This is a genomic window from Pseudomonas mohnii, from assembly GCF_900105115.1.
Classification (GTDB): Bacteria; Pseudomonadota; Gammaproteobacteria; order Pseudomonadales; family Pseudomonadaceae; genus Aquipseudomonas; species Aquipseudomonas mohnii.
On sequence record NZ_FNRV01000001.1, the window covers coordinates 951,258 to 963,993 of the forward strand.

9 protein-coding genes are annotated in these 12,736 nt (G+C 59.0%); 2 read left to right on the plus strand and 7 right to left on the minus strand.

Annotated elements, in window-relative coordinates:
• The first annotated feature begins 214 nt into the window (after nt 1-214).
• On the plus strand, nt 215-1,810 hold the full coding sequence (locus tag BLV61_RS04320) for a winged helix-turn-helix domain-containing tetratricopeptide repeat protein (protein ID WP_047530362.1): 1,596 nt from the start codon (nt 215-217) through the stop codon (nt 1,808-1,810).
• 22 nt (nt 1,811-1,832) lie between these two features.
• Here the strand turns inward: BLV61_RS04320 and BLV61_RS04325 are convergent, their stop codons facing one another.
• The 3 genes from BLV61_RS04325 to BLV61_RS04335 all read right to left on the minus strand — a co-directional run bounded on the left by BLV61_RS04325 (nt 1,833) and on the right by BLV61_RS04335 (nt 5,143).
• Nucleotides 1,833-2,411, minus strand: coding sequence for a DUF4337 domain-containing protein (locus BLV61_RS04325; RefSeq protein WP_047530364.1), 579 nt, complete (start codon nt 2,409-2,411; stop codon nt 1,833-1,835).
• Nucleotides 2,412-2,804: 393 nt separating this feature from the next.
• Nucleotides 2,805-3,839, minus strand: a complete 1,035-nt coding sequence (locus BLV61_RS04330) for a sensor domain-containing diguanylate cyclase (RefSeq protein ID WP_047530367.1) — start codon at nt 3,837-3,839, stop codon at nt 2,805-2,807.
• A gap of 188 nt (nt 3,840-4,027) precedes the next feature.
• Nucleotides 4,028-5,143: a formylglycine-generating enzyme family protein gene (locus BLV61_RS04335; RefSeq protein ID WP_090462809.1), complete on the minus strand. Its 1,116-nt coding sequence runs from the start codon at nt 5,141-5,143 to the stop codon at nt 4,028-4,030.
• A gap of 180 nt (nt 5,144-5,323) precedes the next feature.
• On the opposite strand from BLV61_RS04335, the gene BLV61_RS04340 reads away from it, so the two are divergent.
• Complete coding sequence (locus BLV61_RS04340) at nt 5,324-7,804, plus strand: arylsulfatase (RefSeq protein WP_208604200.1); 2,481 nt, start codon at nt 5,324-5,326, stop codon at nt 7,802-7,804.
• 444 nt (nt 7,805-8,248) lie between these two features.
• On the opposite strand, the gene BLV61_RS04345 is transcribed toward BLV61_RS04340, so the two are convergent.
• From BLV61_RS04345 to thrC, 4 genes are all read right to left on the minus strand, one after another.
• Complete coding sequence (locus BLV61_RS04345) at nt 8,249-9,661, minus strand: aldehyde dehydrogenase family protein (protein WP_090462812.1); 1,413 nt, start codon at nt 9,659-9,661, stop codon at nt 8,249-8,251.
• A gap of 4 nt (nt 9,662-9,665) precedes the next feature.
• Nucleotides 9,666-10,715, minus strand: a complete 1,050-nt coding sequence (locus BLV61_RS04350; protein ID WP_090462816.1) for a homoserine dehydrogenase — start codon at nt 10,713-10,715, stop codon at nt 9,666-9,668.
• Between the two features lie 177 nt (nt 10,716-10,892).
• A complete protein-coding gene (locus BLV61_RS04355; protein WP_047530378.1) occupies nt 10,893-11,330 on the minus strand; it encodes an Lrp/AsnC family transcriptional regulator in 438 nt (145 codons plus the stop codon).
• Nucleotides 11,331-11,352: 22 nt separating this feature from the next.
• Nucleotides 11,353-12,732, minus strand: coding sequence for a threonine synthase (gene thrC, locus BLV61_RS04360; protein ID WP_090462819.1), 1,380 nt, complete (start codon nt 12,730-12,732; stop codon nt 11,353-11,355).
• Nucleotides 12,733-12,736 lie beyond the last annotated feature (4 nt).

A 12,736-nucleotide genomic window follows, 5' to 3' on the forward strand; every position in this document is an offset into this window, starting at 1 on the left:
GGAGATTGCCTGCGTGCGCCTACGAAGTCCTTGTGCCTGCCGTGGTTTTCCCTCCACGAAAGCTTGGTTTTACGTCCAAGGACATCGATGCCGGACGTCGTCTCTGCCGCCGACGGTGCGGCGGCTTTGGGGCTGCCGTATCATCAATCCCCAATACCAATCGTCAGTCGCCTGGGACACGGAGTTGAGGGCGCTTTGCCAGAGGATCCTCACCTTGCCATTCGTGTTTGAAGACTACCTGCTCGATGAGGAGCGCCGGGAACTGACCTTGCGCGGGCAAGTCGTGGCCGTCGGGCCGCAGGTTTTCGATCTGTTGCTGCTGTTCGTCAACAACCCTGATCGCGTCATGAGCAAGGACGATCTGCTCCAGGCGGTGTGGAACGGCCGGATCGTCTCGGAATCGACGATCACCAGCCACATCAATGCAGTGCGCAAAGCCATTGGCGATACCGGTGAGGAACAGCGCCTGGTGCGCACGGTCGCCCGCAAGGGATACCGCTTCGTCGGCCAGATCAAGGTCAGCGGGAACGGCGAAACGCAGCAGCCGCAACGGACGGTCATCGATGAGCACTCGGCCCCAGCAGCGAAAGCAATGCCCCCCTCCTTGCTCCTCCCTGACAAACCCTCGATTACCGTCTTGCCCTTCCAGAATTTGAGCGGCGATCCGGAGCAGGAGTATTTCGCCGACGGCATCGTGGAAGATCTGATCGCGGCCCTGTCGCGTATCCGTTGGCTGTTCGTCATCGCGCGCAATTCAAGCTTCACCTACAAGGGGCGGACGGTGGACGCCAAGGGCGTCAGCCAGGAATTGGGCGTTCGCTACCTGCTGGAGGGCAGCGTGCGCAAGTGCGGGGAAAAAGTGCGCATCACCGGGCAACTCATCGACGCGACGAGCGGGACGCATATCTGGGCGGAACGCTTCGAAGGCACGCTCAACGACCTCTTCGAGCTACAGGACCAAATCACCGAAAGCGTCGTCGGCGCCATCGCGCCGCAACTGGAACGGGCAGAAATCGAACGCGCCAAGCGCAAACCGACGGAAAGCCTGGACGCCTACGACTACTATCTGCGCGCAATGGCAAAACTGCACAACGGCACCCGGGAAGCCCTCGATGAGGCGTTGCCGCTGTTCTACAAGGCCATCGAGCTCGATCCGGAATTTGCATCGGCCTATGGCATGGCAGCCTGGTGCCACTTCTGGCGCAAAATCAATGGCTGGATGACTGATCGGACGCAAGAGATCGCCGAGGGCATACGACTTGGGCGTATGGCGGTGACGCTTGGCCGGGATGATGCGGTCGCGTTGACCCGAGGTGGACATGCATTGGGCCATCTCACCGGTGATGTGGACGGCGGCATTGCCTTGCTCGACAGGGCGCGCCTGCTCAATCCCAACCTCGCCCCCGCTTGGTTCCTGGGTGGCATCCTGCGTGCACTGCGCGGTGAAACGGACGCCGCCATCGAGCATCTGGCCCATGCCGTTCGCTTGAGTCCGCTGGATCCGGAAATGTTCAGGATGCAGATCGGAATGGCGCTCGCGCATTTTTTCGCCGGACGCTTCGATCTCGCGACGCAATGGGCGGAAAAGGCGCTGGGCAATCTGCCCGGTTTCCTGCCCCCGGTGGCAGTGATCGCGGCCAGTCATGCCCTCAGCGGACGAATGGATAAAGCGAGGCTGGCGATGCAGCGTCTCCGGGAGCTGGATCCCGCTTTGCGCCTCGGCAACCTGAAAGACTGGCTGCCGATCCAGCGACCCGAAGATTCCGCGCGCTTCGTCGATGGACTGCGGTTGGCCGGATTGCCTGAATGACCGTGGAACATTCAGGCCTCGCTTAGAGGTGCAGCCAGGCCAGTGAACCCAACATGACGCCAACACCGGCGGCCCCGAACGAGACCCGCTTGAGCCATTCCTTACGCGTCAGCAAGGTAATGGCCGCCAGCGAAATGGCTATCTGGATCGCCGTCATTGCCTGGGCCCAGCGATGATGCTGATGCAGCACCAGCTCTGACTTTTCGTCCCACTCGCGTGCCCCTTGCTCGAGGACTTCGGCCTTCTTGCGCGCCTCCTCTTTCTGCTCCCCGTAGCGCCGCGCCTCAGCGGCATAGTGGGCGGAATCCAGCCCTGGGAGATGGCTCGCCAGCTCCGACAGGTTCTGCCGGCTGGACTTGGCCTGGTAGTAATTCCACTCGTTGGCGGCTTCGGTCTTCTGGATGGCAGCGTTGTTTTTGTCCATGGCCGCCTCACTCTCCGTTGAGCCGGCCTGATAACTCATCATGGCGCCGACGGTCGCCATGATCGCCGTCATCACCGCAATCCTGCTGGCAAAGCTGTCGCCTCGTGCATGCGCATGATGGGTGGTGTGCTCAATATGTTGCTCGTGTGGGCTTGGAACTTCGAACTCTTCGGGCATGGGTGTCGATCTGGGAGGAGTGAGTGGTGATGGACAGGCAGCGTATTGCCCTTGATTTCTGCAGGCACAGATCACGGGCCGTGAGGACTCGATTCTATTGAAAAAGCAGTTCTCTTGTCTGAACCGCGGCAAACATCTTTTCAAATAACTGCCGCCCTGAATGGCAGCTTCACGTCACTCACAAAACACCCTGTGGAAACGGTTGTCCCGATGGCGACGTATTCGCCTGCAAAAACGTCATCAACGCCCCGCCGCTGAGAGGGTTCAAACAGTCCGGTCATCTGGTGGGTCATTGCAAAGACTTTGCATCCGGCCAGTCATTCGCATCGAATTTGAGGATGACGCTGCGTAGTCATGACTGGCAAAAAACGCCCCGACCGACCTTCGGCCTTCCTACAACCGTTGTCGGTTTCGCTGCTGCTTCACCTTATACATCTGGCGATCTGCCAGCTTGGTGGCCTCGTCCACCGTCACGCTGCCCGGTATCACTGCCACGACCCCGACACTCGCGCCGGTATATTGAATGTCACCAACACCGTCACCCAGCGCATATCGCCCTATCGTCGCCCTGGACAGGCGATCCTGAAGTAGCTCGGCGGCATGTTGCCTGTCGTTTGCCGGGGCCGAGTGCTCGCACGGTGTGCCCAAGGCGATCACGATGAACTCATCTCCTCCCGTACGCCCGATGATGTCGCTGGCTCTGAGGCCATGCTGCAGTTGGGCGGCCACACCGCGCAGTAGCTGGTCTCCAGCCAGGTGGCCGTGGGTATCGTTGATGGACTTGAAGCCATCCAGATCGATGACCCCCATCAGGATGTACTTGTTCTCCCGCTGGGCCAGGGCGAACAGGCGCGCGGCATCGTTCAAAATGGCACGCCGGTTGGACAGGCCGGTTAGCGGATCTGTCAGGGCCAGTTTGGTCAATTCGGCGTTGGCGGCCTGGAGCCGCTCAACAAGCAGCCCTCGTTCAAGGGAATACCCCAGCAACCCTGAGAGCAGCATCAGCAAGGGTTCCACTTCAGCAGAGCAAGTCACTTGATCCGAGCTGGCGGCACATACCGTCCCCAGCACCTGGCCATCCTGGGATCTGATGGGCGCGCTCACGTAAGTTCTGATACCCAGGGCCGCGGCAGCCTGCGAATCACTCCAACAGTCGGCAACGTTATCCGAGTACATGCGATTCTCGTCCAGCGCCCGCTTGCACAGGGTATCTGTCCAAGGCACCACCAGCCCTTCGGGAATCACCATCTCACCGACGTTGCGTGCGAACTCGATACGCTGGACACCCTCGTCGGTATCAATGGTCGTCAGGTAGGTCGACTCCATACCGGTTACCTGGCTGAGCAGGGCCAGCAAGGGACGCGTCAGCTGCTCAAGGGTTTGGGCTTTGGGAATGGTATCGGAGAGAAGGGAAAGAATCTGATCCATTTGGGCTTGCCAATAACTAAGTGGTTCTCCAGTTATCGGCTAACAGGCGGATTACTGAACATTGCAGGGTTTCACCCAACAGAATGAGACTGTTAGCGTGCTCGCTCATTCAGACGGACTTGAAGTTTTCGCAACGGGGTCATGTCGACTAAACGTGTTTTCACGCATGGCCCGCGAGTATTTTGTATTCAACGGTTCTTTTCCCATTGGTCATGACTCATCGCCAAGCGAAAGCCGAGATGCGACATGGAATTCATAGGGTCTGCGCCCTGCCTGGCACTGGTTCGAAAACTCGTGCAGTAACTGTCGCTACACAGAAAAGATCCGCCTCGGATGACACGCTGCGGTGCATGGGCCGTCACCCCAAGTTCGGGGTCATAGCTGTCGGAAGGCCCCACCGGGTTTACCGCTGCTTCGCCCGCCGGTTGACGCTTGAGCCCAACGCTAAACGCGTCGGCACGATACCAGTCGGCGACCCATTGCCAAACATTCCCGGACATGTCGTAGAGTCCATAGGCGTTAGGTCGATAACTGCCGACCGGCTTGGTGCCAATTTTGAATGTGTTACTGGGTCCGGTCACGGGAAACGGCTGTATTTCATCCCAGGTATTCGCCATCTTTTCTCCCCCGGGTGAGAAGTCATTCCCCCATGCATAATTCGCTTGTTCCAGCCCGCCTCTTGCGGCGTACTCCCATTCAGCCTCTGTAAGCAGGCGCTTGTGCGCCCATGCGGCGTACGCCTGCACATCTTCACGTGAAACCTGAACAACAGGATGGGTTTCCTTGCCTTCGATTGTACTGTCTGGCCCCAGCGGGTGACGCCAGTCGGCCCCCGGGACAAATGCCCACCACTGGCTGAAATCATTAAGTGGGATTGGCCTGTCTGTGCCGACAAAAACCAATGCGCCAGGCACCAGTTCGCTGTCATCTGGCTCAGGCGTACCCGGCGGCAGTTGGACTTTCAGATCTTCCCATCGGGGTTTGCGCTCGGCGGTGGTGACGTAATGCGTTTGAGCGATGAACCGGGCGAAATCGGCATTGGTGACGTCGTAGCGGTCGATCCAATACCCGTCGAGTCGTACCTTGTGCGCCGGCCCCTCATTGGGGCGAGCCTGTTTATGATCGCTCCCCATCAAAAACTCGCCACCAGGAAGCCAGACCATTTCCAAGGGGCCATTCTTTCCATCACCCAGCGTCAACGGCTCGGGGCCGCGAATGTGCCGGTAACCCGCAAACGCCACGCAAGCCAACACGATCCCGGCGCAGACGATGGTGATACCGAAACGCCGTTTCCTGACGAGCATTTGCGCTCCTCCTCATATCAGTCTGCGGATCTTGCTGAACCTGATGAGTATCAAGATCAGGTATAGACACCACGCCTCCAAAGTCAACGGCACCCGAGCGGTCCATGAGTTGGACTGGCAAGCGACGAAAACGGTTCTACACTCGGAACTTGGGGTTTCGGGGGGTTACAGGAGCTGGCCATGGCCATTGCAAACTGGACTCAATCAAATTGGCTGCACAACGGGCTTGGTGCAGGGCTGGCCTTTGCCATGCTGACTTGTGCCAATGCAGCACCACAGGAAGTCAACGGCACGCCCGGTTCACCCAGTGCAACCACGACCATCGACGGCAGATACCTACCCAACCCTCCCCCTGCGTTTGGCGGCGTCATCAACCTCGACGCCACGACCTCCACGCCCTACTGGTCCCCGACCGTCGTGCCTCCCAAAAATGCGCCGAACGTCTTGTTGATCATCACTGACGACGTCGGCTTCGGTGCACCCAGTACGTTTGGCGGTCTCATCCCGACGCCGAGTATGGATCGCGTCGCGGCAGCCGGATTGCGCTTCACGCAATTCAATTCGACGGCACTGTGCTCACCCACACGTGCAGCCTTGATTACCGGACGCAATCACCACTCCGTCGGTTTCGGCGTCATCTCGGAAATTTCGACGGGGTATCCCGGTTACAACAGTGTCATCACCAAGGACAAGGTGACCATTGGCAAAATTCTCAAGGACAACGGCTATGCAACGTCGTGGTTTGGAAAAAACCACAACACGCCGTCATTCCAGATCAGTCAGGCCGGCCCGTTTGATCAGTGGCCCATTGGTATGGGCTTTGATTATTTCTTCGGGTTCATGGGCGGCGAAACCAGCCAGTGGCAACCGGGCAATTTGATGCGCAACACCACACCCATCCATCCTTACGTCGGCAAACCGGGGTGGAACCTGATCACCGCGATGGCGGATGACGCCGTTGGCTATGTCAATGAATTGAATGCGCTCGATCCGAAGAAACCATTTTTTCTTTACTACGCGCCCGGCGGTACCCACGCGCCGCATCACCCGACGCCCGAATGGGTCGACAAGTTCAAGGGCAAGTTCGACATGGGGTGGAATGCTGCGCGCGAACAGATCTTCGCCAATCAGAAGCGGCTTGGCGTTATCCCGCCGACTGCCAAGCTCACACCGTGGCCGGATTCACTGAAAAAATGGGACGAACTTTCGGCGGACGAGAAAAAACTGTATGCCCACCAGATGGAAGTCTATGCGGCCTATCTCGCGTACACCGATCACGAAATCGGTCGGGTGATCCAGGCGATTGATGACATGGGCAAGCTCGATAACACGCTGATTATCTACATCAGTGGTGACAACGGCGGTAGCGCAGAAGGCACCCCTAACGGCACACCAAACGAGATGACCACGTTCAACGGAATCGACGTGCCGGTCGCCGAACAGATGAAGTACCTGGATGCCTGGGGGTCGGACCAGACCTATCCACACATGGCCGTGGGTTGGACCTGGGCCATGGACACCCCCTTCAAGTGGACCAAGCAAATTGCTTCGCATTTTGGCGGCACCCGCCAGGGCATGGCCATCTCCTGGCCGAACCGGATCAAGGAGGCCGGCGGCATTCGTAACCAGTTCCACCACGTCATTGACATTGAGCCGACGATTCTTGAAGCCACCGGCATTGATGCACCGCTCCAGGTAGACGGCATTGCGCAAAAGCCCATCGAAGGCACGAGCATGGCTTACCTCTTCGACAAGCAGAATGCCGAAAAGCCTTCTACACGCACCACGCAGTATTTCGAGATGTTTGGAATGCGCGCGCTTTATCACGAAGGCTGGATGGCATCGACGACGCCCTACCGCGCACCTTGGGACATTACTTCTCAGCCACCCAAGGACATCGTCAATGGCGTCAAATGGGAGCTGTACGACATCACCAAGGACTGGACGCAGAATGACGATATCGCCGCCGCCAACCCTGCAAAACTCAAGGAACTGCAGGATCTGTTCTGGGTGGAAGCGAACAAATATCAGGTGCTGCCGCTCGACGCTTCCGCATTTACGCGCGTCATTGCACAAAGGCCGAGCATCGTGGCCGGACGCACCGAGTTCGAATACCTTTCGCCGGTGACGGGCATTCTTCCAGGCAACGAGCCCAACGTGTTGAACAAGTCCTACCTCATTACGGCTGACATCACTGTTCCGGAAAACGGCGGCGACGGTGTCCTGGTGACCGACGGCGGGCGCTTTGGGGGTTACGCGCTGTACCTCCTGAAAGGTAAGCCGATCTTCAACTACAACCTTGAAGGCGTTGCGCGATTCCGCTGGGAAGGGACCGAGGCGCTCACCCCCGGAAAGCACAGCATCCGCTTTGATTTCAAATATGCCGGGCCGGGATTCGGTAAAGGCGGCACCGGCGTGCTATCGGTGGATGGCAAGCAACTGGCCAGTCAGACGATCCCCCACAGCGTTCCATTCGTCTTCGGTGTGGATGAAAGTTTCGATGTGGGTTCCGACACCGGCACCCCCGTCGATGACAAGGATTATCAGGTACCGTTTGCATTCACCGGTTCACTGCACAAACTCACCGTCAAGCTCGAACCAACGCAGTTGAATGTCGCGGGCAAGGAAGCCGTTCAAAACAAGGTCGGCACCAAAGACTAGGGAACAGCACGCGGATCAACTCGCACGAGATGATCCGCGATTGGCCTGCGACAGGCGCCTTGTAACCATCGGAACGAATTAGCCTGTTGCAACGGTTCCTGAGGGTCCGCTTCACACCCTGAGGAAGCGTCAGCCCCGCTCTGGCTCACCAGGACCACCGAGCAATCGGATTCTCCAGACAATGCGCAAGGCTCACATCTAATGAATATTTTCTCCAGGCCGGCAAGAGGATCGCAGCTGGCTGCTGTCTACTGTGCAAGAGATGTGTTTATCTTCAAGAATTAGGGACACAGCTCAAAGATCAATGCAGGCAAACCATAGGTGTCGTGGGCCACACTCGAGCGCGGTGCCACCGCCTGCACCATTTCCCGTTGAGCTTAACGCGTTGGGCAGGTGACCAAACCTGCCCAACGCAAACGACCTGACCAGACCTTCGTGAATCGCCTAACCCAAGGTGTTCAAACACACCACCTTGGGTTGAGTCATTTCCTCATAGGCAAAGCGCACCCCTTCCCGGCCCAGGCTGCCGTACTTCGAACCGCCAAACGGCATTGCATCGAAACGGTAGTCGGAAGAGTCGTTGATCATTACCCCGCCGGCTTCGATCCTCCGTGCGGCGCTCATCGCCGTCGCCAGGTCATTGGTGAAGATCCCCGCATGCAAGCTGTATTCGGGTTCATTGGCCAGATCGATGGCTTCGTCGAACGACTCAAAGCACTGCAAGACCACCACCGGAGCGAACACTTCATTGCGCCAGAGTCGACTGGAATGGTCGACGTTTTCCAGTACAGTCGCCGCGTAGCACGATCCCTGGCGTCGATGACCGCACAGCAAAGTCGCGCCCGCTTGCAACGCCTCGTTCACGACTTGCTCGGCATTCTGTGCCGCTTGCGCCGTAATCATCGGCCCGATATCGGTATCGGCCAGCATCGGGTCGCCGGCTACAAGCGCTCGGGCCTGACTGACGAAACGCTCCCGGAAGGCGTCATAAATCGACGCCTGAATCAGCAAGCGCTGCGTGCCAACGCAATTCTGCCCCGCCGCCCAGAAGGCACCGGACAGACAACTCTCGACGGCGGCTTCAAGGTCGCAATCACCCATGACAATCACCGGCGCATTGCCGCCCAGGTCCATGGCCAGTTTCTTCAAGCCGGCCGTGCGGGCGATCTGCTCCCCGGTGACGAAACCGCCGGTAAAGGAAATCATCCGCACGTCACGGGACGCGACCAAAGCCTTGCCCAGCTCCGCACCACCGGTGGCGACCGTCACCACTGTTTCAGGCAAGCCCGCCGCGACCAGACAGGACACCAGTTTGATGGCCGACAACGGCGCAAGCTCCGACGGCTTGAGAATCACCGCATTACCACCGGCGATGGCCGGACCGAGTTTGTGCGCCACCAGATTCAACGGATCGTTGTACGGCGTGATCGCGACGATCAAGCCCAAGGGCTCGCGGGAAAACCAGCCCTGACGCGATTCGGAGCCTTCATACGCGTCGAAAGGCACCACCTCGCCGGCATTGCGCTTGGCTTCCTCGGCCGACAACTTCAAGGTGTTGATGCAGCGCTTTACCTCTTTTTCCGCTTGCTTAAGCGTCTTTCCGGCCTCGGCGACAATCAGACGGGCAAACGCCCCGGCATCTCGCTCGATGTTGAAAGCCGCTTGCTCGAGAATGCGCGCCCGCCGATGACGCGGCAGTGCGGCGCAGGCCCGGGCGCCTTGGCGCCCGCTCTCCAGCAATTGCGGAACCTGCGATGCGCAGACATTGGTTACGCTGCCGATGACGGTGCCGTCAAAGGGGTTCAAGACTTCAATGGGCGGCTCCACGATATCCAGGGCCAGGCGCGATAGTTTCACAAGCTTACTCCTGGTTGTGTGCACGGGTTTGATGGATGCTGATGATGTCCGACAGCAACGCGAACGCTGTTTCCGTGCGCCCGGCCCCCGGCCCCGAAACCGTCACGGCGCCAAGCAGCCCGGTGGTAAAAGACACGGCATTGGTCGCGCCGCAGACACTGGCCAACGGATGATCGTTGCTCAACAGACGTGGCTCGACACTGGCGCTGACGGAGCCGTCGGCATGACGTTGGGCCGCCCCGATCAGCTTCCAGCGAGCGCCGTCCTGCCGGGCCTTTTCGATGTCGCCAAGGCTGAGGGACGAAATACCGCTGCAAGTGACGTCGTTGACCGTGAGCCTGGCGTCCAGCAGTTCGTTGGCCAGGATCACCACCTTGAGGCGCACGTCATGCCCCTCGACATCGGCTGTCGGGTCGGCTTCGGCGTAACCCAGTTCCTGCGCCTTGGCGACGGCCTCGGCGAACCCGAGACCACCTTCCATGGAGGTGAGAACGAAGTTGGATGTGCCGTTGAGAATCCCTTCGAAACCGACCATGGAACTGCCCGCCAGCGCCTGCCTGGCCAGGCGAATGACTGGCGTGCCACTCATCACCGAACCTTCGTATTCAAAGGCGACGTTGTTGCGCCGGGCCAGTGCCTTGAGCTCGCTACCGTGCAAGGCAATGGGCCCCTTGTTGGTGGTCACGACATGTTTGCCACCCTCGAGCGCCCAACGGCAGAACGAAGTCGCCGGTTCACCGTCCACCGGGTTGGTAAAAGTGGCTTCAACAATAATGTCCGCTCCCGAATCCTTGATCACGGCTTCATTGAGGGCGGTGACTTCACCACCCGGCAGCTGCGCCAAGGCACCTTTGGCGGCTGGCAATCGGGCCAGCACGCCGGCGTCCAATCCTTCACGGCCAACGACCGAACCGAGAAACAAGTCGGTCACGCCGACAATTTTCAGGGTGAAACCCAGCTCGGTTTTCCACTGTTCGTTACGTTCGGCAATCAGCTGAGCCAACGCCCGGTTCACACCGCCAAAGCCAACCAGCGCCAGTTTGTATTCAATCATTTTGTTATGCCCCCTGATCCGGGTGATGGGTTGTTGGGGCCTAGGTTAGGGGTCAGGCCAGGGCAGTGAAATAGGCCAATTTGCTCTATTTTGTGGGCGTTTTGACCAGCGCCGGAGCAAAGTTTCAGGCATAAAAAAAGCCAACGCAGGTTGGCTTTTGGCAGCACGAGAAAAGGGCTATACGACCGACGACAATACGAAGGAGGTCACGGTGTTTTCCACGCCAGGCAATGCGGCAATTTCAGTCCAGACCTTGTGCACCCGTTGCGGGCTCGCCGCGCCGACCCGCAGCATCAAGTCGAACTCGCCGCTCATTACATCGCACTGGAGGACTTCCGGAATTTCCCGCAGCGCTTGCAGCACTTCTGCGCCGCGCATCCGGTCGTAGCGGTACACGAAAATCACCGCGTTGATGTCCGAGGCGGCTTGTCGCCCCTCGCCGGTTTTCACCGTATAGCCCTGTATGACACCGTCACGTTCAAGTCGCTCGATACGCTGACGCACGGCGTTGCGCGACAGGTTGACCTTGGCCGCCAACTCGGCGTGTGCAGCCCTGGCATTGAGCCGTAGCTGCGCGATGATGTGCTCATCGAGAGGGTCCAGAATTCGCTTCACTTGGCCTCCTGTTGCCGCGTCTTCACAGCGTGTTCAGCAACGCATGGATGGTATCGAGGTCGTCCGGCTCAATCCGGTAAAGCTGCGCGTGGCCTTGTGCCGCGACCTCGCGTTGCGGCACCGCCAGGCTGATGCCCAGTTCACCCAACAGCGCCGCTGACTTGGCCGGTGAAATTTCCCCCAGGGTCACCATCGGCGCGACCAGGCTTCGACGATACAACCTGGCCGCCAGGACGCCGGTGGCGGTATGCGGGTCGATGACGTAACCGGTGTCGCGATACAGCGAGGTGATTTCCTTCAGCGTCTGCTCATCACTGACCGCGTAGGAGTCGATGATCATCCGCGCCCGCAACCAGAACTCGTTGGCGATGACCATCTCGCCGCTGGACTCGAAACCCGCCATCAGGGCACTCACCGCCTGATCGTCATGCCCGTAGAGTTCCCACACAAAACGTTCCAGATTGGCAAAAACCGACAGGTCCATGGCCGGCGACAACGTCTTGTTGGCGCGCGATCGGCTGTAGTGGTTCTTTTGAAACAGCTGATGCAACGCGTCATTCTGGTTGGTCGCCACAATCACCTGGGTGATCGGCAGGCCCATTTTCTGCGCGATGTAGCCGGCATACACCTCGGCAAAACTCGCGGCCGGCACGCTGAAACCGATCGGTCGTTGACCGCCTCCCAGTTGCAACACCGCGTGAAAATAAAACACCAGTTGCGCCAGCACACTGACCCAATTGCTGGAGTTGAAACTGATCACCTCGTGCTGCGCACAGGGCCACTGTCGCAACAGCCGGGTGACAATGCTCTGGCACTCGTCGAAGCTGCCATTGACGGCAAACTGATGAACCCTCGGGTGTCCCGCTGCCTGCAGATGCCGGAGTTGGTCCTGGGGCACGCCCGCCTCCGGGTAAAACACCATCACGGCGGTTTCTTCGCAATGCTTGAACGCTTCGATGGCCGCCAGCCCGGTATCGCCGTTGGTGGCACCGATCACCACCCCGCTACGCCCGCGTTTACGCAGAAAATGCTGCACCAGCCGAGCCTGCAACTGAGCAGCGAAATCCTTCGAAGAGCGAGTCGGCCCGTGGAACAACTCCAACACCCACTCGTTTCGATCGACCTGATGCAAAGGTGCCAGGGAGCGATGACTGAACTGGCTGCCGGCCTCTTTCAACAGGCGCTTGAGGTCTGCCTCGGCGATCGCCTCACCCACAAACGGGCTGATCACTCTGTAGGCCAGCTCGTCATAGGACAAGGTCGACCAATTGGCTATGTCCTGTGATTCAAACAGCGGCAATTCGAGCGGTACGAACAGCCCTCCATCCTCGGCGACTCCAGACAACACGACCTTTTCGAAATCGACCTGCGCGGCCGAATTCCGGGTACTCACATAACGCATGGTT